This window comes from Sphingomonas mesophila (assembly GCF_003499275.1).
GTDB lineage: Bacteria > Pseudomonadota > Alphaproteobacteria > Sphingomonadales > Sphingomonadaceae > Sphingomicrobium > Sphingomicrobium mesophilum.
This window is the reverse complement of the sequence record NZ_QWDF01000001.1, coordinates 624,670-647,369: the sequence shown is the minus strand read 5'-3', so window position 1 is coordinate 647,369 and position 22,700 is coordinate 624,670. Positions and strand designations below refer to the sequence as shown.

19 protein-coding genes are annotated in these 22,700 nt (G+C 68.1%); 9 read left to right on the top strand and 10 right to left on the bottom strand.

The genetic code is table 11. The features are described from left to right. Nucleotides 1-30 precede the first annotated feature (30 nt). Nucleotides 31-2,868 carry a M16 family metallopeptidase gene (locus D0Z60_RS03345; RefSeq protein ID WP_162888055.1) on the top strand — a complete coding sequence of 946 codons (2,838 nt, stop codon included), beginning with the start codon at nt 31-33 and terminating at the stop codon, nt 2,866-2,868. Nucleotides 2,869-2,874: 6 nt separating this feature from the next. Here D0Z60_RS03345 and D0Z60_RS03340 read toward each other — a convergent pair whose 3' ends face one another. Then, entirely contained in the window at nt 2,875-3,576 is a 702-nt protein-coding gene (locus D0Z60_RS03340) for a winged helix-turn-helix transcriptional regulator (RefSeq protein WP_118856942.1), read from the bottom strand. 216 nt (nt 3,577-3,792) lie between these two features. Here D0Z60_RS03340 and D0Z60_RS03335 point away from each other — a divergent pair, with 216 nt between their 5' ends. The 3 genes from D0Z60_RS03335 to D0Z60_RS03325 all read left to right on the top strand — a co-directional run bounded on the left by D0Z60_RS03335 (nt 3,793) and on the right by D0Z60_RS03325 (nt 7,017). Next, nucleotides 3,793-5,037: a YadA-like family protein gene (locus D0Z60_RS03335; protein ID WP_162888054.1), complete on the top strand. Its 1,245-nt coding sequence runs from the start codon at nt 3,793-3,795 to the stop codon at nt 5,035-5,037. Between the two features lie 75 nt (nt 5,038-5,112). Beyond that, nucleotides 5,113-5,787: a CPBP family intramembrane glutamic endopeptidase gene (locus D0Z60_RS03330; protein WP_118856940.1), complete on the top strand. Its 675-nt coding sequence runs from the start codon at nt 5,113-5,115 to the stop codon at nt 5,785-5,787. 99 nt (nt 5,788-5,886) lie between these two features. Beyond that, complete coding sequence (locus D0Z60_RS03325; protein WP_118856939.1) at nt 5,887-7,017, top strand: acyl-CoA dehydrogenase family protein; 1,131 nt, start codon at nt 5,887-5,889, stop codon at nt 7,015-7,017. Between the two features lie 60 nt (nt 7,018-7,077). Here D0Z60_RS03325 and D0Z60_RS03320 read toward each other — a convergent pair whose 3' ends face one another. Further along, a complete protein-coding gene (locus D0Z60_RS03320) occupies nt 7,078-7,551 on the bottom strand; it encodes an Hsp20 family protein (protein WP_118856938.1) in 474 nt (157 codons plus the stop codon). A gap of 226 nt (nt 7,552-7,777) precedes the next feature. Here D0Z60_RS03320 and D0Z60_RS03315 point away from each other — a divergent pair, with 226 nt between their 5' ends. Further along, nucleotides 7,778-8,197, top strand: a complete 420-nt coding sequence (locus D0Z60_RS03315) for a DoxX family protein (protein ID WP_118856937.1) — start codon at nt 7,778-7,780, stop codon at nt 8,195-8,197. Nucleotides 8,198-8,257: 60 nt separating this feature from the next. Beyond that, nucleotides 8,258-10,243, top strand: a complete 1,986-nt coding sequence (gene parE, locus D0Z60_RS03310) for a DNA topoisomerase IV subunit B (RefSeq protein ID WP_118856936.1) — start codon at nt 8,258-8,260, stop codon at nt 10,241-10,243. A 12-nt stretch (nt 10,244-10,255) separates the two neighbouring features. Here parE and D0Z60_RS03305 read toward each other — a convergent pair whose 3' ends face one another. From D0Z60_RS03305 to D0Z60_RS03270, 8 genes are all read right to left on the bottom strand, one after another. Further along, nucleotides 10,256-10,990, bottom strand: coding sequence for a hypothetical protein (locus D0Z60_RS03305; protein WP_118856935.1), 735 nt, complete (start codon nt 10,988-10,990; stop codon nt 10,256-10,258). Nucleotides 10,991-11,103: 113 nt separating this feature from the next. Continuing rightward, nucleotides 11,104-11,787 (bottom strand): hypothetical protein, encoded by a 684-nt coding sequence (locus tag D0Z60_RS03300; RefSeq protein ID WP_162888053.1) that lies wholly within the window; start codon nt 11,785-11,787, stop codon nt 11,104-11,106. A 48-nt stretch (nt 11,788-11,835) separates the two neighbouring features. Then, entirely contained in the window at nt 11,836-12,930 is a 1,095-nt protein-coding gene (locus tag D0Z60_RS03295; RefSeq protein WP_240325525.1) for an NAD(P)/FAD-dependent oxidoreductase, read from the bottom strand. Then, nucleotides 12,918-13,604: a methyltransferase domain-containing protein gene (locus D0Z60_RS03290; protein ID WP_118856932.1), complete on the bottom strand. Its 687-nt coding sequence runs from the start codon at nt 13,602-13,604 to the stop codon at nt 12,918-12,920. The genes D0Z60_RS03295 and D0Z60_RS03290 overlap by 13 nt, the downstream gene beginning before the upstream one ends. Then, the gene (locus tag D0Z60_RS03285; protein WP_118856931.1) at nt 13,604-14,665 is read right to left on the bottom strand and encodes a type III polyketide synthase; all 1,062 of its coding nucleotides are present in this window, start codon (nt 14,663-14,665) and stop codon (nt 13,604-13,606) included. Before D0Z60_RS03285 ends, D0Z60_RS03290 begins: the two co-directional genes overlap by 1 nt. 72 nt (nt 14,666-14,737) lie before the next feature. Continuing rightward, nucleotides 14,738-16,021, bottom strand: a complete 1,284-nt coding sequence (locus D0Z60_RS03280) for a sugar transferase (RefSeq protein WP_162888052.1) — start codon at nt 16,019-16,021, stop codon at nt 14,738-14,740. 7 nt (nt 16,022-16,028) lie between these two features. Further along, nucleotides 16,029-17,297, bottom strand: a complete 1,269-nt coding sequence (locus D0Z60_RS03275) for a nucleotide sugar dehydrogenase (protein ID WP_118856929.1) — start codon at nt 17,295-17,297, stop codon at nt 16,029-16,031. A gap of 48 nt (nt 17,298-17,345) precedes the next feature. Then, nucleotides 17,346-18,683, bottom strand: a complete 1,338-nt coding sequence (locus D0Z60_RS03270; RefSeq protein ID WP_118856928.1) for a UDP-glucose dehydrogenase family protein — start codon at nt 18,681-18,683, stop codon at nt 17,346-17,348. Nucleotides 18,684-18,816: 133 nt separating this feature from the next. Here D0Z60_RS03270 and D0Z60_RS03265 point away from each other — a divergent pair, with 133 nt between their 5' ends. From D0Z60_RS03265 to D0Z60_RS03255, 3 genes are read left to right on the top strand one after another with little or no spacing between them, the layout of a single operon-like run. Further along, the gene (locus D0Z60_RS03265; protein WP_240325524.1) at nt 18,817-19,851 is read left to right on the top strand and encodes a potassium channel family protein; all 1,035 of its coding nucleotides are present in this window, start codon (nt 18,817-18,819) and stop codon (nt 19,849-19,851) included. A gap of 38 nt (nt 19,852-19,889) precedes the next feature. Beyond that, nucleotides 19,890-21,218: a 30S ribosomal protein S12 methylthiotransferase RimO gene (gene rimO, locus D0Z60_RS03260; RefSeq protein WP_118856927.1), complete on the top strand. Its 1,329-nt coding sequence runs from the start codon at nt 19,890-19,892 to the stop codon at nt 21,216-21,218. Between the two features lie 49 nt (nt 21,219-21,267). Then, nucleotides 21,268-22,650, top strand: a complete 1,383-nt coding sequence (locus D0Z60_RS03255) for a serine hydrolase domain-containing protein (RefSeq protein WP_118856926.1) — start codon at nt 21,268-21,270, stop codon at nt 22,648-22,650. The last annotated feature ends 50 nt before the right edge of the window (nt 22,651-22,700 follow it).

Here is a 22,700-nt window from a genome sequence, read left to right as displayed (position 1 = left end):
GGCTCCCGCCCAAGGAAAGTGTATGCGTCGATGATCCGCTTGCTGCTTGCTCTTACCGCCGCCGCCGTTGCGCTGGCCCAGCCGTCCGCTGCCCAGGCGCCGCGCGCCAACGGCTGGGGCGTGGCTCTTACCGACATCCAGCCCGACCCGTCGATCATCTACGGCACCCTGCCCAACGGCATGAAATATGCCATCCGCCGCAACGGCTTCCCCAAGGGCACGGCGTCGGTCCGACTGCGCTTCGAGTTCGGCTCTATCGGCGAGGATGAGGACGAGCGCGGCCTCGCCCACTTCATTGAGCACATGGCCTTCAACGGTTCGACCAACGTCCCCGAGGGCGAAATGGTCAGGATCCTCGAGCGCCAGGGCCTCAAGTTCGGCCCCGACAACAACGCCCAGACCGGCTTCGACCAGACGCTCTACATGCTCGATCTGCCCAAGGTCGAGGACGAGCAGGTCGACACCGCCCTGATGCTGATGCGCGAGGTCGCGAGCGAGATCGCGTTTGACCCGGCGGCGGTCGAGCGCGAGCGGGGCGTGATCCTCGGCGAGCGGCGAGTCCGCAACACCTTCCAGCTGGCGCAGGTGATGGACAGCATCGCCTTCCAGATTCCGGACACGCCCTATCCGCGGCGCCTGCCGATCGGCACCGAGCCGGTGCTCCGCGGCGCCCCGGCCGAGCGGTTGAAGGCGCTCTATCGCCGCTACTACCGGCCGGAGAACGCCACTTTGGTGTTCGTCGGCGATGCCGATCCGAAGCGGATCGAGGCCAAGATCCGCGATCGCTTCGCGAGCTGGACTCCGGCCGGCGGCGAGCGCGTCCCGCTGCCGCGCGGCAAGGTCGATCTCAAGCGCGGCCCGGCCTTCGACACCTTCGTCCATCAATCGGTCGCAACGACCATCTCGATCACCGCCTACCGGCCGTGGCGCGAACCGGTCGACACGCTTGCCGAGCGCCGCCTCGCGACCGTGCGCGGCATCGCCCGGACCGCTTTCAACCGCCGGCTCCAGCGGCTCATCACCGCGCCCGACTCCCCCCTGCTGAGCGCCAGCCTGATCGACAACGACATCGAGGACGCCGCCCTTGGAGTGAGCTTCGGGCTGGTCGCCAAGGACGGCGCCTGGAAGGAGGCGCTGACCATCGCCGAGCAGGAGCTTCGCCGGGCCGTCACCCATGGTTTCACCGCCGCCGAGCTCGAGCTGCAGAAAGCCGAGAACAGCGGCTTCCTCAAGAACGCGGTCGAGCAGGCCGACGCACGCAGCCACCAGGCGCTCGCCGCGGCGATCCTCAACGTCGTTGGCACACGCAACCACGTCACCACCCCGGCCTTCCGCCAAGGCTATTGGCAGTCGATTGCGCCAACCATCACGCTGGCCGAGGTTAACGCCGCCTTCCGCGAACTGTGGGCCTCCAGCGCGCCGCTCGTCCACGTCAGCGCCAAGGAGCGCATCGGAGCCCCTGATGTTGCCGAGGCCTATCGCGCGAGCGCCCGGCTGGCGGTCGCCGCGCCGGCCGCCGAAGCGGCCCTGAAGTTCGCCTACGACAGCTTCGGCGCGCCCGGCGCAATCGTCGAGGACCGGCGGATCGCCGATCTCGGCATCCGCACGCTGCGCTTCGCCAACGGCGTTCGGCTGAATCTCAAGAAGACCGACTTCGAGCGCGGCAAGATCGTCTTCTCAGCCCGCCTCGGCGGCGGCCTGCTCGCGCTGCCGGTCGACCGTCCGACGATGGCCGCGATGCTGGGCTCGCTGGCGACCCTGGCCGGTACGGCAAAACACTCGATCGACGATATCCGCACGCTCGCCGCCGGGCAGCGCGTGACGCCCGGCTGGAGCGTCCAGGCCGACTCCCTGATGGCCGCCGGCACCGTCTCGCCCGACGAGCTCGCGCTGCAGATGAAGCTCAGCGCTGCCTATCTCACCGACCCCGGCCTCCGCCCCGAGGCCGCCAGCCAGTGGGCCAATCTGGTGCCGGTGATGTCGAAACAGATCGACGCCAGCCCGGGCGGCGTGCTTGCCTCGCGCGTTCCGGCCTATCTGGCGTCGGGCGACTGGCGCTTCGGGATCGCCCCTGCGGCGATGCTTCAGGCAACTCGGCTCGAGGACGCGCGCCCGGTGCTCACCGCGCTGGCCGCATCGGCACCGCTCGAGATCGGCCTCGTCGGCGACCTCGACGAAGCGGCCGCGATCCGCGCCGTTGCCGCGACTTTCGGCGCGCTACCTAGACGCGCCGATACCGCTCCCGTGGCGCCCGGCGCGCGCCGCGCGCTGTTCCGCAGCGACCGCTCGCCGCTGGTCCTCACCCACACCGGCAATCGCGACCAGGAGATGGTCGCGCTGGCCTGGCCGACCGCCGACGACCGTGACTTCAAGCGCGAGATTGGAATGTCGCTGCTGACCGGCGTGATGGACCTGATGCTGACCGAAAGCGTGCGCGAGAATTTTGGCGCGTCCTACGGCGTGTCGGCCGGGTCGGTGATGTCCGAATCCTTCCCCGATTACGGCATCCTCACCGTCAGCTCGGTGGTCGATCCGGCCCAGGCCGACCGGGTCGAGGCCGAGTTCCGCCGGGTCGCGGCGGCGCTTCGCGAGTCGCCGGTCAGCGCCGACATCTTCAACCGCGCCCGTGCGCCGATGCTCGAATCGATGGCTCGCGCGCGGCTCCGCAACGCCTTTTGGCTGGGCTTCGTGGCGACCGCCCAGACCAAGGCGCACCGGCTCGATCGGGCGCGCACCGGCGAGGCGCTGCTGAAGTCGATCACCGCCGCCGACCTCCAGGCGCTGGCCCGCCAATATCTCGATCCGGACAAGACACAGCGGATTCGCATCGTCAGCGACAAGGCGCGCCCGACGGCGGTCATGAAGTAGAGGTCGTCAGGCGGCGAGCGGCCGCTCGACCGTCGCGAACGGGCTCAGGCCGAGCCAGCTCTGGAATTGCGCGACCAGCCGATCCGGCCCGGTCAGCATCAGCCGTCCGGCGTCGCGAGCGTCGCGCACAATATCGTGCCCCATCCAGATCGCGGCCATCGTCCGGACGTCCGTCGCGATGTAAAGGTCGACGTCGTGGCCGGGATCGACGCAGCACAATTCCGCCGGCTCGCCGGGGGTGGCGACGATCCACCAATTGCGCGTCGCCGCCGGTTCGCCGGAGAATTGGAACTGCATGATACAGCGCCGCTGGGGCATCGGCTCGCGCTTCAGGCCCCGGCGCATATCCCACATCAGCAGATTGACGTCGGGCTGCTGCAGCGACAGCTTGCTCGACACCCAGCGCTGGCCCCAGCATCCGAACGCCTCGACGATCGGCTTGAGCTCGCGTCCGGCGGCCGTCAGTACATATTCGCTGACTCCCGGCTCTTTCGCGACAGGCACCCGCTCGACGACGCCGGCCTCTTCCAGTTCCTTGAGCCGTTGCGACAGCAGCGCCGGGGACATCCGCGGCACGCCGCGGCGCAATTCGTTGAACCGCGTCGAGCCGGCGAGAAGCTCGCGCAGCAGGACGATCGTCCAGCGGGTCGCCAAAATCTCGGCGGCCATCGCGACCGGGCAGAACTGGCCATAGCTGCGTTCGGGCATCGTACCTCTCCCTCGTCCACGATCATCGTGCGCCCTTGCTATCAAGTCGGCACGGCGCCTGGCTAGTTCAGTAACTATACCGCCACGATTCACTTTCTGTAGCGGTGAGCTTCAGTTGCTGAACTGGGGCGCGTCGCCAGCGCCGCTTATCCGATCCCCAGCCCGCAATGATGCGGCTTCACCACCGGCTGCGATGCCGGACCGAAGGGATAGAAGATGAACACGAAGACCATGATCCGCCTGCTTGCGGGAACGATGATGATTGCCCTGTTCCCGGCCACTGCCCGTGCCGATGCGACGCCGGAATGCAATAACGCCGCCGCGGCGGGAACTACCGAATGCGGCGCGATCAGCAGCGCCGGCGCAACCAATGCGACCGCGGTCGGCAATGCCGCGAGCGCCTCCGGCGGAGCATCGACGGCGGTCGGCTACAACTCGGCCGCCTCCGGCGGCGGCGCCATCGCCCTTGGCGACACTACCCGCGCCAGCGGCAATAGCGCAGTCGCCATCGGCAGCGCGGCCTTTGCCACCGCCAGCGGCGCGATCGCCATCGGCAATTCGAACAACGCGTCGGGCGACGACTCGATGGCGATGGGCGATTCCGCTAATGCCACCGGCGAATTCGCCATTGCTTTCGGCTACGGTTCCGGCGCCGACAGTATGAACGCGATCGCCCTCGGTCACGACGCTCAGGCCCTCGCCGACGCCGCTACCGTAGTCGGCAATAATGCCCGGGCCACCGGGCTGAATTCGCTCGCTCTCGGCGCCAACAGCGGGGCGACGGCGGCGAATACGGTTGCGGTTGGCAATAACGCCACGGCCAACTTCGCCAACTCGACGGCGATCGGTGCCAACGCCGCCAGCACGCGCGCCAACCAGGTCAAGCTCGGTGCCGCCGGCAGCTCAGTCACCGTCGGCGACATCGCCGCCTCGACGGCCGCGCAGACCGGCGCGATCGATGTTATGACCGTCGATGCCTCGGGCACGGTCGGGCGCAACACGACCCTGATCCCGACTGTCGCCCAGCACACTACCCAGATCGGGGCGCTGCAGACGACCCAGGGCTCGCACTCCACGGCGATTACCTCGCTCCAGGGCACCGTCGGCCAGCACACGACGCAGATCACCGCGCTGCAGACTGCGACGGCTGGCTACAACACCCGCTTCACGGCGCTGGAGAGCAAGTTCGACGATCTCTACGACCTCTCCGACACGGCGCGGCGCGATGCCGGCAAGGCCAATGAGGGCGTGGCCATGGCGCTGGCGATGGAAACGCCCTCGATCCCGGCAGACGCGCGGTTCGCGCTGTCGGGCGGGGTCGGCCATTTCAACGGCAAGACCAGCTTTGCCACCGCGATTGCCGCGGCGGTCAGCCAGACCGCGTCGGTTTCGGCCGGGGTCGGCTATTCCGCCAACAGCGGCGAAATTGGCGCCCGGGCCGGCTTCCAGCTCGCCTGGTGACCTCGCCGGCGCCGGCCCCACCGCAACGCGGCGGTCGGCCGGCGCATCGCACTACTCCGTTGGAAAGGCGACCTCATGTCCTACCAAGCAAACCCCGCCCGCCCGCTGACCCTCACGCATCGCGCGCTGCTGATCGGTGCGGTAGTGGTCGTGTATTCAACCGGCTTTGCGCCCAATGACGCATTGCTCGGTGCCGGCATGCGCTGGCTCGGCAACCCCGCCTATGAAGGGTTTCGCGGCATGTTCCTGCCGCACCTCCTGCTTTACTCGACGTTGATGGCCGCGGTCGCCGCTGCGCTCTGGGGCGCACTCGTCGCCGCCCGGCTTCTACCCGCTCCGCAGCTCGGCTCGACCTCGCCTCGTGCGCTGGCGCTCGGCGCGGTCGGCGGACTGGCGGCGCTGGCCGGGCTCCTCGCGCTGGTCGAGCTGACGATGCCGGACGGCGTGCGCTGGATCGGCCTCGATCCGTGGAAGGTGGCCGGCAATCTCTTCTCCAATTTCTACGAGGAATTCGTCTACCGCGGCTTCGTCCTTGTCGCGCTGAGCGCCGTCTTCGGCTTCTGGCCAGCCGCGCTCGTCGCGTCGGCGATGTGGGCGCTTACGCATCAACAATATCCGTTGCCCTTCCAATTGCTGATCTTTCTCTCGGGAGTCGGCTGGTCGTGGATCGCCCGCGCCACGCGGGGACTGCTCGCCCCCTATCTGTCGCACACCATCCTCGACACGGCTGGCGACAGCCTGGTGGGATGATCCTTCAACGTCAGCATGAGCGGGCGCTCCATCGCTTGTAAGCCGCGCCCCTCGTGCTGACCGCGCCATTCGTTTATATTTCAACCGAGGAGCAGAAACATGCTTTCCATCGTCAACAACGACACCGCCAGCTGGACCGACCGCGCCTACGAACTCGCGACCGGCTTTGCCGACAGGGCGGCGGTGCACGACCGGAGCGATGAGTTCGTCGCCAACAATCTCGATGCGCTCAAGGCAGCCGGATTCCACAAGGCGCTGGTGCCGACCGAGTTCGGCGGTGGCGGCGCGTCGATCGCCGAATTGTGCGACGTCATCCGCATCATCGGCGCTGCCTGCGGCTCGACCGCGCTGGCATTCTCAATGCACTGCCACCTGGTCGCCGCCGCCGCCTGGCGGTGGAAGTACCAGCAGGCGCCGACCGAGGGACTGCTCAAGCGCGTCGCCGCGGAGGACCTGTCGCTGGTTTCCAGCGGCGGTTCCGACTGGCTGGAAAGCGGCGGCGTCGCGGAAAAGGTCGACGGCGGCTTCCGAGTCACGGCGCGCAAGCCCTTCTCCAGCGGCTCGCCGTCCGGCGACCTGCTGGTCACCAGCGCGGTCTACGACGACCCGGACGCCGGCCCGACCGTGCTCCATTTCGCCGTCCCGCTGCGCGGCGACGGGGTCGCGCATCTCGACACCTGGCAGGTGATGGGCATGCGCGGGACCGGGTCGAACGACATCCAGTTGACCAACGTGTTCGTCGCCGACGCCGCGATCAGCGGGCGCCGACCGGCGGGCGAATGGCACATGCTGTTCCATGTCATTTCGAAGATCGCTTTCGCGCTGATCTACGCGGCCTATCTCGGCATCGCCGAAGGCGCCCGCGATGCGGCGGTCGCGGCCGTTGCCAAGCGCCCGGCCGACGCCAACAGCGCCCGGCGCGCCGGCGAGATGGAGCTGGAATTGCTGTCGGCCCGTCTCGCCCATCGCCATATGGTCGAGATCGCCGAGCACGCCGAACCGGGAATGGAGACCACCAGCACGGCGATGGCCGGACGGACTTTGGTCGGGCGCCACGCCATCGCCACGGTCGAAAAAGCGATGGAGCTGGCCGGAGGCATGAGCTTCTACCGCAAGTCCGGGCTCGAGCGCGCCTTTCGCGACGTCCAGGCGGCCCGCTTCCACCCGCTGCAGCTGGGGCCTCAGCTCGATCTGTCGGGCCGAGTCGCGCTCGGCTGGGACGTGGCGTAGGCGGCCAGTCCGATTGGAACCCCGGCCGTCATGCGGCCGGGGCTCCGTCAGGTTGAAGGCCTAGGCGTCGGCCGTTTCGCGGGCCCCAGCCTCGATTTGCTCGGCCTTGGGCTCGGTCCCACCGATCGAGATCTTCTTCGGCTTCATCGCCTCGGGGATCTCGCGCACCAGCTCGATCGACAGCAGGCCGTCCTTCATGTCGGCGCTGGTCACCTGGATGTGGTCGGCCAAGCCAAAGCGGCGCTCGAACGAGCGGGTGGCGATGCCGCGGTGGATATAGTCCGCGCCATTGTCGTCACCCTTGCGGCCAGTCACCACCAGCTGGTTCTGCTGGGCGGTGATGTCGACCTCGTCCGGCTTGAAGCCGGCAACGGCGAGATCGATTCGATATTTGTTGTCGTCGACCTTGACCAGGTCGAACGGCGGGTAGTTCTCGCCGCCTGCGCCCGCGGCGCTGTTCTCGAGCAGGTCGAACAGCCGGTCGAAACCGATCGTCGAGCGGCGAAACGGGGCGAAATCGAATGCACTGCGCATGTTCAGTCCTCCTAGTTTGAGCAACTGGCGGGAGGGACGGCCGGCTTGGCGCGGCCCGCCCGTCGCCGGCCCCTCAGCAGGCAGCCGGCACGCGAGGAAATGGGAGGAAACCGCCGGATTTCAAGACCGATCACGCAATTTTTGCGTTGTTCGTCGACCGGTCGAAAGGGGTTTGCCAGCACTCCCGACCGCTCTAGCCTGAAGGCTCGTTCGGGGGAGCAACGTCATGGCGCGCAACAATCTCATCACCTTGTCGGGCAACGAGCGGTTCGCCGACGCCGCCTTGCTTCTCTTGCGCCTCGTCACCGGCGGGTTCCTCATCTACCAGAGCCACGACAACGTGTTCAGCGCCGAGCGCATGGGCGAGTTCGCCAAGTTCCTCACCCAGTTCAATTTCGTCGCGCCCGAACTGATGGCGCCGCTTTCGGTCTACGCCCAGTTTGCCGCCGGAATCGCCTTCGTGCTCGGCCTGCTGACCCGCTGGTTCGGCCTCATCACCGCATTCAATTTCGCCGTCGCGGTGTGGATGGTGCACTGGAACGACCCCGTCCCCGGCATCTGGCCGGCGGCGATCCTGGTCTTCCTCGGCCTCTACTTCGGCACCCGCGGCGCCGGCCGCTACGCGCTCGACAATCTGCTGAAATAGTCGCCTCGCACCGGTCGGGCGCTTGGCACGGGGCGCGCGCCGTTCCATAGCGTTCCCTTAATGTCCGACCTGTTCCAACCCGGCTCGAGCGCGAGCCAGCCATCCGATTACGACGCCAGCGCGATCGAGGTCCTCGAGGGTCTCGAGCCGGTGCGCCGCCGCCCCGGCATGTACATCGGCGGAACCGACGCGCGCGCGCTCCACCACCTCGCCGCCGAAGTCATCGACAATGCGATGGACGAAGCGGTCGCCGGCCACGCCAGCCGGATCGAGGTCACGCTCGAGCCCGGCAACCGGCTGACGGTCACCGACAACGGCCGCGGCATCCCCGTCGACCCGCATCCCAAATATCCCGGCAAGTCGGCGCTCGAGGTGATCCTCACCACGCTTCACTCGGGCGGCAAGTTCGAGGGCAAGGCCTACGCCACCTCGGGCGGGCTTCACGGAGTCGGGGTCAGCGTCGTCAACGCGCTCTCGACCGAGACGATCGTCGAGGTCGCGCGCGACAAGAAGCTCTACCGTCAGGCCTTCGCGCGGGGCCTCGCCGCTTCGCCGCTCGAGGAAGTCGGCGCCGCGCCCAACCGCCGCGGCACCAGCGTCACCTTCACCCCCGATTCCGATATTTTCGGCAAGGACGCGGCATTCAGCCCCGAGCGACTGTACAAGCTCGCCCGCTCCAAGGCTTATCTGTTCGCCGGCGTTGAGATCCGCTGGCGCTGTGACCCGTCGCTGGCCTCGATCGACGTTCCCGAACAAGCCGTGTTCCAGTTCCCGGGCGGGCTCGCCGACCATCTCGCCGAGCAGCTTGAAGGCCGCGAATGTTTCACTGCGCCGCCATTCGCCGGACGCCAGGATTTTCCGGACGACCAGGGCCGCGCCGAATGGGCGGTCGCCTGGCCGCTGTGGACCGAGGGCGGCGACGAACGCTATTATTGCAACACCATCCCGACCCCCGACGGCGGCACCCATGAAGCCGGGCTTCGCGCGGCGTTGACCAAGGGACTGCGCGCATTCGGCGAGCTGGTCGGCAACAAGCGCGCCAAGGACATTACCGCTGACGACGTCATGAACGGCATCGAGCTGATGCTCAGCGTGTTCATCCGCAACCCGCATTTCCAGAGCCAGACCAAGGACCGGCTAACCAGCCTCGAGGCAGCGCGCTTCGTCGAGGGCGCGGTGCGCGATCATTTCGACCATTATCTTGCCGACAATATGGACCGCGGCCGCGCGCTGCTCGGCGCGGTCCTCGAGCGCATGGACGAGCGGTTGAAGCGCCGCGCCGAGCGCGAGGTCAAGCGCAAGACCGCCACGTCGGCGCGCAAGCTGCGCCTGCCCGGCAAGCTCACCGACTGTTCGATCGACGGCGCCGACGGCACCGAATTGTTCATCGTCGAGGGCGACAGCGCGGGCGGCAGCGCCAAGCAGGCGCGCAATCGCAAGACCCAGGCGATCCTTCCGATCCGCGGCAAGATCCTCAACGTCGCCAGCGCCACCTCCGACAAGATCCGCGCCAATCAGGAGATCGCCGACCTTGCCCTCGCGCTCGGCTGCGGGCTGCGCGACAAGTTCGACGAGAATGCGCTGCGCTACGAGCGAATCATCATCATGACCGACGCCGACGTCGACGGCGCGCATATCGCGACGCTGCTGATGACCTTTTTCTTCCAGGAAATGCCCGAGCTCGTTCGCCGCGGCCATTTGTTCCTCGCCCAGCCGCCGCTCTACCGGCTGGTGAGCGGTGCCAAGTCGCTCTACGCCCGCGACGACGCGCACCGCGCCGAGCTCGAAGCAAGCGAGTTCAAGGGCAAAAAGGTCGAGGTTGCGCGCTTCAAGGGCCTCGGCGAAATGAACCCCAACCAGCTCAAGGAAACGACGATGGACCCGGCGACCCGCTCGCTGATCCGCATCACGCTTCCCGCCGAATATCAGGACCGCCAGCCGGTTCGCGACCTGGTCGAGCGGCTGATGGGCAAGAACCCCGAGCACCGCTTCCAGTTCATCCAGAGCCAGGCCGCGAGCGTCGAGGAAGAGGCGATCGACGTTTAGGCGACCGAAACTTCAGCTCTGGGGCGCGCTGACCGGCCGGACGACGCCCAGCGGCAGCCCGCGCTCGCGGCAGAATTTCAGAGTCCCACTATTGGCGAGCATTGCGTTGCGGTCCTTCTCACTCAGCAATTGACCGGTCTGTCCCAGCCGGTAGCGGATCTGGCCCGAAACCAGGTCGAGGAACGCGATCTTACCGCGCAATATCCCGGCAAGTTCGAGGAAGCGTAATCGATCGCTCTCGCTGCGCGGCACCATTCGCCCCAGTACGTTGAGCGAAACGTGCGCGGCCCATGCTTCGTCGTTCGTGCCGGATGCACTTGCGACTTGCGCGTAATAGGGCGCCATGGCCGCGGCGAAATCGGGCTTCAAGCGGCGCAGCGTGTCGGCTTCGCTGACCGATTGCCAAGCGACCCCCGACCACAACCGGCTGGGCAAGCGCACCACATAGCCGTCCGAAAAATCGGCGTCTCTGTATAGCGGCACCAGCCTTGGGTCGCCCGCGGCCAACCGTTGCTGGATCGCTTCCACCTGCGCCACGATGCACGGCGCCGCAATCTGGATCTCGCTCGCGCTGAAATCGTGGTCGGCGACCTCGGTCCGGATCGCGTCGAGCGTGCTCGAAAGTCGCTGTCGGTCGCTATAGTCCTCGACGATCCGCTGTGCGCCAAGCGCAATCAGCACGCCGAGCACGATCACCCCGACCTCGCCGGCGAAGCCGCGCCACCCGTTCGCCGGAATCAATTTCATGATGCTACGCCCCCACGCTTGCCGCGCCGAACGGCGCCGCCGCCGTCACCCGGCGAAAATGATCATGCCGATCATCAGCCCCATCATCAGCAGGAAAAAAATCCGCCGAGCGTTCATGCTGCGCCTTTCGTGATCACCGTGCCGTCCGGCAATTTGCACTGCTTCGCCTTGGCAAGGTCCTCGGCGAAACCTTCCTCCGACAGATTGAGCGGCTTTGCTCCCTCGAGCCACTGTTGCGCGCCAAGCTTCAAAATCCTGTTGGAAGTGCGCATCCTGGCGATGGTTTCCGCCAGGCGGTCCCTCGAGACGTCCGTCAGATTGCCGTGCCGTTCCAGCGTCCCGAGCCCGCCGCTTTCGCTGAACTCATTGCTATTGATCTCGTTGAGCGCCTCCGAGAAGCTGAACAGGCCGGCATAATCGTTGCGAAGTGCCGCCGGCATCCGCGCCACGGCGCCGGATGCGGTAGCTGCATCCCAGGCTGAAGTGCCCCACAAGCGCAGCGGGGAGACCTTGGTGTCGAGCCCGGCGGCCGGACGCCGCCCGGCGACGACCTCATCGAAGAAGTCGAGCCGGCGCTCGACGCACCAGGCAGATGCCACCCGTTCCATCGCGGCATATTTGGAATCGATCAGCTGCGCGTCGAGACTGGTCCGCGCCTCCTTGATTTGCCCCGCCCAGCTGCGGTCTTCGACAATTTGCTGTGCGCCGAGCGCGATCAGCACGCCGACAACGATGATGCCCACTTCCCCGGCAAACTGGCGCCAGCCGTGGATCGGTTGCGGTATCCGAAAACGCATCGAGGCCCCCCGCCGCCACGCTAGCAGGGCGGGGCCGCCGCGCAATGGCTAGCGGGCAGCGATCCGCGTCGCCCGCGCCGCGACGTCTGCTGCTCCGGGCCACAGGCGAACCAGCGCAAGCGCCGCGCGCGCACTCGAAGGCCGCTCGAGCAGCGCCGCGATGACCCGGGCGGTCATCACCGGCCGCGCCGCCGCATGCGCAAATTGGGCCTGGAACGCCGGGGGCGACCCCCCGCCGCCGCGCAGCCAATGCTCGCCCGCCATTACCCCGCTCGCCAGAGCCAGCCCGACGCCCTCGCCGGCCAGCGAAGGGATGCACGCCGCCTGGTCGCCGAGCAGGAAGCGGCCCGGCGCGCCGTCCCGCGCAATCCAGCCGTATGGCACCGCACCGATCGTATCGATTGGTGCGCCGCGGTCCCAGGAGTTGAGCCGAGTCGCCAGCTCGTCGCTCCCCGCCGCCAGCGCTTCGAGCAGCGCAACCGGCGTGCCGCCGCGCTCGCGCAGCAGCGATTTCTTGACCGCCATGCACAGGTTGGCGCTGCCGCCGTCCTGCAGCACCAGCCCGGCATAGCCGCGCTCGAACAGGTGCAACTCGATCTTGCCGCTAAGCGCGGCGTGTAACGCCGGCGAAGGCGCGAGCCGCAGCCGAATTCCGACCGACTGGTCGCCGCCGCCGCGCGCCGCCTGCCGTGGCAGCCCGCGCACGTCGTGCTTGCCGGTGGCCAAGAACAGGCTCTCGTCGCGAGCATCGACCGCACCCTCGAACCGCGCCGTGCCGTCCGGCTCGAGCGACAGCAAGCGGACTCCGCGCTCGATGCGTGCGCCCTCTGCTACCGCACGCATCAACAGCGCTTCGTCGAGCGCCCGCCGCGACAGGCCGACCCCGGCCGCAGGCAGCTTGGCAATCCCGACCTTGCCCTGTGCATACAGCGCCAGTTCCCGCACCGGATGCCCGCCGAGCCCCGCTGCCTCGACTCCAAGCCCGCGCAGCGTCTCGCAGGTCCGCCAGCTCAGGAAGCCCCCGCACAACGCGTCGCCCGTCTCCGTCGCGCGCTCGCGGATCACTGGCCGTGCGCCGCCGCGCGCAAGGACGATCGCCGCCGCGCTCCCCGCGGGCCCGGCGCCGACGATCAGCGGATCCATGATACGGCCAGCCGGAACGGAAAGACGCGCCCAATTCGCGCGCCGTGCACACCGGCCGCGGCGAGCAGCGCCCGCCATTCGCCGGACCGATACGACCGCGCGATCGACAGCCGCCCGTCGTGCCGAACGATCGGATGCACGCCCATCACTCGCGCCAGCAGCGGATAACCGGCGTAGGCGAAGCCGTGACGGTGCAGGTCGTTCACCAGCCAGCCGACCCGCGCCTCCGCGGTCATGAAGCGCAGGAAATCGTTCAGCTCGGTGCCGGTCATATGATGCGCCACGAGGCTCGATACGACGACGTCGAACCCCTCCCCCGCGAGGTCGCGATAGTCGCCGGTGCGATAGTCGATCGCCGCCGCATCCGGCGTCGCCGCTGACGCAATTGCGGCACTGCGCGGATTGAGATCTATCCCGACCAGCTCGGCCGCGATCCTGCGCCGCTCCGCCCAGCGCGCGATCCGCCGAAGCATGTCGCCGCGCCCGAAGCCGACATCGAGCAGTCGGATCGATCGCCGATCCCCGATCGAGCGCTCGAGAAAGCGCAGCGTCGGCCGCGTCGCCAGAGTCCAGCGATTGACCCGCTCGAGGTCGGCCAGCACCGCGGCATAGGTCTCCGCCGGCAGATCCTCGGCATCCATCAGCTCCTCGGCGATTCTCCGCTCGCGCAGCATCACCCGCTCCAGCCGTAGCGGACGCCTTCCGCCGCCAATCCGGGCCCAAACGCCAGCGCCACCCCACTCGCCGGCCGCGCCGCCATTTCGCGCGCCAGCACGAACAGTACGGTCGCCGAGGACATATTGCCGAAGTCGCGCAGCACCCTGCGCGACGAGTCCAGCGCCATTGCGCCAAGGCCCAACCCATGCTCGACCGAATCGAGGATTGATCGCCCGCCCGCGTGCACAGCCCAGCTGTCGATCTCGCCCACCGGCCGGCCGCCGCTCAGCACTGCACGGTGCGCCTCGTCGGCAAGCGCCTCGCCGATCCGCCCCGGCACCTCGCCCGACAGCCGCATCACGAACCCCTGGTCGCCGATCGTCCAGCTGATGAGCTCGGCGCTGTCCGCAAGCCCCAGCGAAAATCCTTCGCCCAGCTCCATCCCCGGCCCGTCCGCGGTGACCAGCGCCGCCGCCGCCCCGTCCGCGAATTGCAGCATGGCGAGCAGCGGCTCTATTTCGACCGTGTCCTCGAGGTGCAGCGTCGACAGCTCGACCGCCACCACCAGCACCCGCGCCTCTGGGTCCGACCGAACGATATGCCGAGCGCTGCGCAGCGCCGTCACGCCGGCATAGCAGCCCATGAAGCCGATCAGCAGCCGCTCGACGCTTCCGCTCAGCCCGAGCCGGGCGGCGATGATCTGGTCGATTCCCGGCGCGACGAAGCCGGTGCAGCTGGCGACCACGAGGTGCGTGATGTCGCCGAGCTCGGCCCGGCCCTGCAAGTCAGCAATGGCGCGTAGCGCGAGCTCCGGCGCATGCTCGGCGTAGAGCACCATCCTCGCCGCGGTCGAGGGCAGCGGCAGACCGGCGTAGAACCCGCCGGCCTCCACCGGGCTTCCGCCCGCCGCGGTCGGCTCCAGCACCGAAAAACGATGCGCTATCCCCGCTCGCGCCACCATCCGCGTGAACAGCCGCTGCCGCGCCGGATCGTCGATCCGTGCCGCCGCCCAGTCGACAAACGGCTGGTGGATGTCCTGCGCCCCGGTCGCGGTGCCGATGGCGGTGATGATGGCCAAGCTGTGTTCCTTCCCGCCCCGCGACCTGAACGCCGCCCGGCCCCGGCGTATCCCGCTACCGTCTAAAGCCGCTTAGCGCGCGCCCCAGCCGGTCAGCATCGTCTTCACCGTCCGGAAGGCGATCAGCACGTCGAGCCACGGCGAGAAATATTTGATGTAGAAGAAGTCGTACTGGGTCTTGAGGAAAATCTCCGCGACCTCGGCGACATGGCCCTGGTTGACCTGCGCCCAGCCGGTGATCCCGGGGCGGACGACATGGCGATAGCGGTAGAAGGGGATGTCCCCGGTATACCAGGCGGACAGCACTTCCGCCTCCGGGCGCGGCCCGATGAAGCTCATCTCGCCCTTCAGGATGTTGAACAATTGCGGCAACTCGTCGATCCTCGAGCGGCGCAGGAACCCGCCGACCCGGGTGATCCGCACGTCGCGGTCGAGCGTCATCGCCGCCTCGCGCGATCCGTCCGGCGCGTGATCGACCCGCATGGTGCGAAACTTCATCACCCGGAACTGCCGCCCGCCCTGGCCGGTGCGGCGCTGGCGGAACAGCACCGGCCCGCCGTCGTCGAGCAAAATTGCCAGCGCGCACAGCGCCATCACCGGCAGCGCCAGCGGCATCGCGGCGAGCGCCGCCAGCCAGTCGGCGGCATGCTTGATGGTCGAATAGGCGCGCGCCGGGACTAGGCTGCCGAAACTGTTCTCCGAGAGGTGCCGCACCTGCACCCGCCCGGTCAGCGACTCGCGCAATTGCTCGACTTGGTAGACCACCCGCCCCTCAAGCGCCGCGTCGGCAAGGAACATCTCCCAATTGTCGGGCAATTCCGCGCTGAAGTCGGCGACGATCGCGTTGCAGCCGTCGACCTGCGACAGGTCGGGCCGGCTCAGCCGCACCCAGTCGACGCTGTCGATGTCGCGCAATTCCTCGGCGTGACCGAGCGGAACGATCGCGATCCGCGGCCGAAGCCGCCGCGCGACGAAGAAATAGATCGCATAGGCCCACAGGAAGTGAAGCACGAAGCCGGCCAGCAGGGTCGGCCGGTGATAGGGCAGCCGCAGCAACAGCAAGGCGCCAATCACCAGCGCGTGGCTGGCGAGGATCGCCGGGAAGATCGTCTGGCCGGAGCGGATCCCGGGATAGGTCTCGACCGACATTCGGGTCCACAGCGCGATGAAGATCGCCACCGCGTTGACGATCATCGAATTGTGGAACGCCGCCGGGGTGAAGGTCGGATCATCGACAAGCCAGCGCATCGCCGCCCACGGCAGCAGCGCGGCGATGACCAGCGCGCCGAGAAACTCGAAGCGCCTCCGCAGAATGAAGCGCTGCTTGGTGCTTGGCCTGACTGGTACTGACTGCAACACGTGCTCAGAAGCTCCAGTAATCGCGGCCGATTTCGCCGCGCTGGTCGCGCCACATCGCCTTGATGTCGGCGATCGTCCCGCCCGGCGCGACCATCGCCGCCAGCTCGTGCGCGCCCATCGCCTGGTACGGCGCATGGCGAACCGCGCCGATCACGAGGTCGAACCCCTCGGCCGGGAGTTCGACCGGCGCCCGGCCGTAGGTCTGGCGAACCTCGTCGGCATCGGCCACCGGGTCGGCGATCGCCACGTCATAACCGAGGTATTCGAGCCGCTCGACGAGGTCGGCCGAGCGGCTGTTCCTGAGGTCGGGTACATTTTCCTTGAACGTCAGCCCGAGCACCAGCGCCCGCCCTGCCTTGCCGCCGCGCCGCGCGTGCAGCCGATCGATGATCCAAGCCCCCATCGTGTCGTTGGTGTCGCGCCCGGCCAGGATCACCTGCGGCTGATGGCCCAGCTTCTCGGCGAGATGCGCCAGGTAAAACGGGTCGACGCCGATGCAGTGGCCGCCAACCAGCCCCGGCTCGAACGGCAGGAAGTTCCACTTGGTCCGCGCCGCGTCGAGCACGTCCCAGGCCGACACGCCGGCGTCGGCCATGATCCGCGCCACCTCGTTCATGAAGGCGACGTTGATGTCGCGCTGCGCGTTTTCGATAACCTTCGCGCCCTCGGCGGCGCGGATCGACGCGGCCCGGAACGTGCCCGCCTCGGTCACCGCGCCGTAGATCCGCTCGAGCTGCGCGCACACCTCGTCGTCCTCGCCGGCGATGACCTTGACGATCTTGTCGACGGTATGAACCTTGTCGCCCGGATTGATCCGCTCCGGACTATAGCCGAGCCGGAAGTCGCGCCCGCGCACCAGCCCCGCCTCCTCGAGCAGCGCGGCGCAGACCTCCTCGGTCACACCCGGATAGACCGTGCTTTCGTAGACGATGGTCGGCCGAAGCGCCGGATCGATCAGTCCGGCCACGGTCCGCGTCGCGCTCTCCACCGGCCGCAAGTCGGGCTGGTTGGCGGAATCGACCGGGGTCGGCACAGTGACGATATAGACATCGTATCCGGCGCAATCCTCGGGCCGGTCGGTCAGCGTGAGCGTACTCGCCGAAAGCTTTGCGTCCTCGATCTCGCCGGTGCGGTCGTGCCCGCCGCGCAGCTCGCGCACGCGCCCGCTGTCGATGTCGAGCCCGATGGTCTCGAATTGACGCGCCAGCGCCAACGCCAGCGGCAGCCCGACATAGCCCAGGCCGATAACGGCAATTCGTTCGCGACCCGGCATTCTCGTCACTCTCCAACCACGCTTACAATGAAATAGAGGGCGTTGGCGTCAGCCGCGTATCCGCATCCGAGCCGTCGCCGCTTCGCCGCGGCCGATCCCGTGATGCTCCAGCCCGGCCCGCACGGCCTCGCCCCGATCGTAGATATTCCTGAGGTCGACCAAGGCCTTGCCGCGCATCAAGCGGGCCAGGCGGGCCAAGTCAAGCGCCCGGAATTCGTCCCATTCGGTGACGATCACCAGCGCATCGGCGCCCTCCGCCGCCGCATAGGCATCGGCGGCATAGTCCACCGCCGGAAGCAATGGCCGTGCCAGCTCGGCGCCGACCGGATCGAACACCGCGATGCTCGCCCCGCCCGCTGCCAGCCGCTCGACCAGCGGGATCGATGGCGCCTCGCGCATGTCGTCGGTGTTCGGCTTGAAGGTGAGGCCGAGCACCGCCACCCTCTTGCCATCGAGGCTCCCGCCAAGCGCCGCCGCGACCCGATCGGCCATTGCCGCCTTGCGCTCGTCGTTGACCCGCACCACCGTCGCCACGATCCGCTGCTCGACCCCGGCACCCTCGGCGGTCTTGAGCAGCGCCAGCGTGTCCTTCGGGAAGCAGCTTCCGCCATAGCCCGGCCCGGCATGGAGGAACTTGGCGCCGATGCGGTTATCGAGCCCGATCCCGCGCGCCACCTGCTGCACGTCGGCGCCGACCGCTTCGCACAGGTCCGCGATCTCGTTGATGAAGCTGATCTTGGTCGCGAGGAAGGCATTCGCGGCATATTTGGTCAGCTCGGCGGTGCGCCGGCTGGTGAACAGGATCGGCGCCTGGTTGAGGAACAGCGGCCGGTAGATTTCGCGCATCACCTCGCGCGCTCGCTCGTCCTCGGCGCCGACGATGATCCGGTCGGGAATCTTGAAGTCGCGGATCGCCGCCCCCTCGCGCAGGAATTCCGGGTTCGACGCCACCGAGCAACCTTCCGGCGCGCCCTCCTCTGCGAGGATTTCGGCGATGCGGTCACCGGTCCCGACCGGGACGGTCGACTTGGTAACGATCACCGCCGGTCCCTTGAGCGCCCGAGCCAGTTCGCGCACCGCGGCGAATACATAGGTGAGGTCGGCATGGCCGTCGCCGCGCCGCGCCGGCGTGCCAACCGCGATGAAGATCGCTTCCGCGCCGTCGATTGCGGCGGCGAGATCGGTGCTGAAGTCGAGCCGGCCGCGTGTCGTGTTGGCCTTGACCAAGGCCTCCAGCCCCGGCTCCCAGATCGGCATCTGACCCGCCTGGATCGCGGCGATCTTGCCCTCGTCCTTGTCGACGCAGGTCACCTGGTGGCCGAAGTCGGCGAAGCACGCCCCCGAGACGAGGCCGACATAGCCGGTTCCGATCATCGCCAGACGCATGAAGCTCTTCTTTCAGGGGTGAGGGGTTCGCCGGGCGCTTTAGTGGCGCGGCGGGCGCATTGCCAGAGCCGCCGCGGGCGATTGACCGCGGCCGCCCCGCTTGCGACAGTCGCGCGATGACGGGGACACGATCGTGGCGGTAACCCAAGGCTTCGGTCCCGACGCCGAACACATGACCCTGCGCCGGGTCTCGACCCTGCGCCCGTCGATCCAGCTCGCCATCCGCCTCGCCATCCTGGTCGGCCTGCTGATCTTCATCGTCGCCTTCCACTGGCTCGAGCGCGACAGCCTCAAGGACAATCACGACGGCCACATCAGCTTCGCCGACATCATCTACTTCACGATGATCTCGGCGACCACGACCGGCTACGGCGACATCGTCCCGATCACCGAGAACGCGCGGCTGTTCGATGCGCTGGTGGTGACCCCGATCCGCATCTTCTTCATCATCATCCTCGCCGGCACCGCCTACACCTTCATCATCAAGCGAACCTGGAACAAATGGCTCATGCAGAGAATCCAGCAGCGATTGTCCGGCCACATCATCGTCGCCGGCTACGGCACCACCGGCAACCGCGCGGTCGATGAACTGATCGCCCGCGGCGTGTCGCCCAAGAAGCTGGTGGTGATCGACATCGACCGCGACCGGCTCGATTGCGCCGAACCGCTCGGAGTCGCCGTGCTCCAGGGCGACGCCACTCGCGACGCGACGATGGAGGCGGTGCGGGTCAAGCAGGCCAGCTCGCTGATTGTCGCCACCGGCCGCGACGACACCTCGATCCTGGTGTGCCTCACCGCGCGCCACTTCGCGCCCAACCTGCCGATCACCGTCGCCATCCTCGCCCGCGACAACGAGTTCCCGGCCCGTGCCGCCGGCGCGACCTGCGTCATCAACCCGACCAGCTTCGCCGGCCTGCTGCTCGCTGGCTCGGCCCAGGGCGTCGGCCTCGCCGATTACCTCGCGGACCTCGCCTCGGTCGACGGCCAGGTCCAGCTGATCGAGCGCGCCGTTACTCCCGCCGAGGCGGGCAAGCCGCTCCAGCAGCTTGGCACCGGGGTCGGCCTCCGCATCCTGCGCAAGGGCAAGACGATCGGCTTCTGGGAAGCGGGCGCCAACACCCTGCAGCAGGGCGATCGGGTGATCGAGATCGTCGCCAACCGCGCCTAGTTTTCGCCGCACATCGGCGCTATGGCCCGCCGCTTCCCATGGCCACCGTCCTTCCCTCCCCGCCCCGCGTCGGCATGGTGTCGCTCGGCTGTCCCAAGAATCTGGTCGACAGCGAGCGCATCCTGACCAAGCTGCGCAGCGACGGCTACGAGATGTCGCCCGACTATGCCGGCGCCGACATCGTGCTGGTCAACACCTGTGGCTTCCTCGACAGCGCCAAGGAGGAGAGCCTCGAGGCGATCGGCGAGGCGATTGCCGAGAACGGCCGGGTGATCGTCACCGGCTGCTTCGGCAAGGAGGCCGAGGTCATCCGCACCCGCTTCCCGCAAGTTCTCGCAGTGACCGGCGCGCACCAATATGAGGAGGTGGTCGGCGCCGTCCACGAGGCCGCGCCGATGCCGCCCTCGCCGTTCCTCAACCTGGTCCCCGACGCCGGCCTCAAGCTCACCCCTCGCCACTACAGCTATCTGAAGATCTCCGAGGGCTGCAATCACCGCTGCGCCTTCTGCATCATCCCTCAGCTGCGCGGCGACCTCGTCAGCCGCCGCCCCGACGCCATCCTGCGCGAAGCCGAGAAGCTGGTCGCCGCGGGAACCAAGGAATTGCTGGTGATCAGCCAGGACACCTCGGCTTACGGAGTCGACATCCGCAAGACGCCGCGCCTGTGGCACGGCCGCGAAATCACCCCCCACGTCGCCGATCTCGCCCGCGAGCTCGGCCATATCGCGCCCTGGGTCCGGCTCCATTACGTCTACCCCTACCCGCACGTCGACCAGCTCATCCCGCTGATGGCCGAAGGGCTGATCCTCCCCTATCTCGACATCCCGTTCCAGCACGCCAGCCGCGCCGTGCTGCGCGCCATGCGCCGCCCGGCCAACGAAGCGCGGGTGCTGGAGCGGCTGAAAGCCTGGCGCGAGATCTGCCCCGATATCGCCATCCGCTCGACCTTCGTCGTTGGCTTCCCGGGCGAGACCGAGGACGATTTCGCCTATTTGCTCGACTGGCTTGCCGAAGCCCGGCTCGACCGAGTCGGCGCGTTCCGCTTCGAGCCGGTCGAGGGCGCGACCGCCAACGCCCTCCCTGATCCGGTCCCCGAGGAGGTTAAGGAAGAGCGCTACGCCCGAGTGATGGAGCTCACCGCGCGCATCTCCGCCGAAAAACTCGCCGCCAAGATCGGCCAAACGCTCGACGTCATCATCGACGCGGTGGGCGAGGACGGCGCCACCGGCCGCTCGACCGCCGACGCGCCCGAGATCGACGGCGAAGTCCACCTCCGCGACGCCGGGCACCTTAGCGTCGGCGATATCGTCCGCGTCCAAATCGAAGACGCCGACGAGCACGACCTCTTTGGGGTTCCCGCCGCCTAGAACCCAAGCACCGACTCGACAGCCCGCGCCGGCGCTCTACGCTGGCGCCATGCTCCGCCTTCTCATCGCTTCGCTGGCGCTCGCCGCCGCCCCGCTCGCCGCCCGACCGCTGACCCCCGCCGAGGCCGCCGCCGTCGACAAGCTCGTCGCCGACACCCTCAAGGAAACCGGCGTCCCCGCGGTCTCGATCGCCATCGTCCGCGACAACCGCCTCGCCTTCGCCAAGGCCTATGGCAAGGCGTCCGACACGCTCGGCGCGGCCCGGCCCGAACAGCCCTATCAGATCGCCTCCATCTCGAAGCAGTTCACCGCCATGGCCGCGCTGCTGCTCGAGGACGACGGCAAGCTCGACCTCGACGACCCGGTCGCCCAATGGCTTCCCGGGATCAGCGGCGGCGAGCGGATCACGTTGCGCCAATTGCTGAGCCACACCGCCGGGATCGCCGACTATTGGCCGCAGGACTACAGCTTCGCGGCAATGGAGCGGCCCGCCCGGCCCGGCGACATCATCGACCGCTGGGCCAGGAAGCCGCTCGACTATCAGCCCGGCACGCGCTGGCAGTACAGCAACACCGGCTATGTCGTCGCCGGCCAGATTATCGAGAAAGCGGCTGGCGAGCCGCTGATGGCGCTGATGCAGCGTCGCATCTTCGCGCCGCTCGGCCTCACGGTGCGAAGCCAGGACGACAGCATGACCGCCGCCTTCCCGCAGGGCTATGAACGCGCCGCGCTCGGCCCGGTGCGCCCCGTCACCTGGCCCGGCCGCGGCTGGATGTACGCCACCGGCGAACTGGCGATGAGCGCCACGGATCTCGCCAAGTGGAACATCGCCCGCCTCACCCGCACCGGCCTGCCCGGCGATGATTGGGCCGAGCAAGAGCAGCCGGTGCTGCGCAGCGATGGCGCCTCCAACGGCTACGGCCTCGGCATCTACAACCGCCGCCTCCGCGACCGGCGGATCGTCTCGCACGGCGGAGCCGCCGTCGGTTTCCTCACCCAGAACGCGGTCTATCCGGATTCGCGCGCGGCGATCACCGTCCTCACCAATGCCGATTTCAGCGGCGCCAGCGGCGACCTGCTCCAGGGCCTCGAAAGGATCGTCCTCTCCCCGCCCGACGCACAGGTGACCGAGGGCGACCGCCTCGCCGACGTCCGCACGCTCTACGCGGGCCTCGTCGCCGGCCGCCTCGACCGCACGCGCCTGACCGAAAATCTCAATTACTATTTCAACCGCACCCGAACCGCCGACTACCGCACCAGCCTCGCCCCGCTCGGCACCCCGACGATCACCCTCAACGGCCCGGCGATCCTGCGCGGCGGCTTCGTCAACCGCGTCTACACCCTCAAATATGCCAAGCGCGAACTCAGTCTCTCGACCTACGCCGAACCCGGCGCCAATGGCCGCTGGGAGCAATTCATGATCACGCCGTAGGCAACGCACCTCGGCAACTTCGTCTGGCGGCGCGGGCGCTGCCGCCGTAT

Excerpts from the sequence above, each read along its gene's own strand:
- D0Z60_RS03270 (WP_118856928.1), bottom strand. The coding sequence starts at position 18,683 with ATGCGTCTGGCGATGATCGGAACCGGCTATGTCGGCCTCGTCTCGGGG.
- parE (WP_118856936.1), top strand. The coding sequence starts at position 8,258 with ATGTCCGACCTGTTCCAACCCGGCTCGAGCGCGAGCCAGCCATCCGAT.
- D0Z60_RS03300 (WP_162888053.1), bottom strand. The coding sequence starts at position 11,787 with ATGCGTTTTCGGATACCGCAACCGATCCACGGCTGGCGCCAGTTTGCC.
- D0Z60_RS03335 (WP_162888054.1), top strand. The coding sequence starts at position 3,793 with ATGAACACGAAGACCATGATCCGCCTGCTTGCGGGAACGATGATGATT.
- D0Z60_RS03295 (WP_240325525.1), bottom strand. The coding sequence starts at position 12,930 with ATGGATCCGCTGATCGTCGGCGCCGGGCCCGCGGGGAGCGCGGCGGCG.
- D0Z60_RS03255 (WP_118856926.1), top strand. The coding sequence starts at position 21,268 with ATGCTCCGCCTTCTCATCGCTTCGCTGGCGCTCGCCGCCGCCCCGCTC.
- D0Z60_RS03325 (WP_118856939.1), top strand. The coding sequence starts at position 5,887 with ATGCTTTCCATCGTCAACAACGACACCGCCAGCTGGACCGACCGCGCC.
- D0Z60_RS03320 (WP_118856938.1), bottom strand. The coding sequence starts at position 7,551 with ATGCGCAGTGCATTCGATTTCGCCCCGTTTCGCCGCTCGACGATCGGT.
- D0Z60_RS03345 (WP_162888055.1), top strand. The coding sequence starts at position 31 with ATGATCCGCTTGCTGCTTGCTCTTACCGCCGCCGCCGTTGCGCTGGCC.
- D0Z60_RS03315 (WP_118856937.1), top strand. The coding sequence starts at position 7,778 with ATGGCGCGCAACAATCTCATCACCTTGTCGGGCAACGAGCGGTTCGCC.
- D0Z60_RS03275 (WP_118856929.1), bottom strand. The coding sequence starts at position 17,297 with ATGCCGGGTCGCGAACGAATTGCCGTTATCGGCCTGGGCTATGTCGGG.
- D0Z60_RS03290 (WP_118856932.1), bottom strand. The coding sequence starts at position 13,604 with ATGCTGCGCGAGCGGAGAATCGCCGAGGAGCTGATGGATGCCGAGGAT.
- D0Z60_RS03330 (WP_118856940.1), top strand. The coding sequence starts at position 5,113 with ATGTCCTACCAAGCAAACCCCGCCCGCCCGCTGACCCTCACGCATCGC.
- rimO (WP_118856927.1), top strand. The coding sequence starts at position 19,890 with ATGGCCACCGTCCTTCCCTCCCCGCCCCGCGTCGGCATGGTGTCGCTC.
- D0Z60_RS03305 (WP_118856935.1), bottom strand. The coding sequence starts at position 10,990 with ATGAAATTGATTCCGGCGAACGGGTGGCGCGGCTTCGCCGGCGAGGTC.
- D0Z60_RS03340 (WP_118856942.1), bottom strand. The coding sequence starts at position 3,576 with ATGCCCGAACGCAGCTATGGCCAGTTCTGCCCGGTCGCGATGGCCGCC.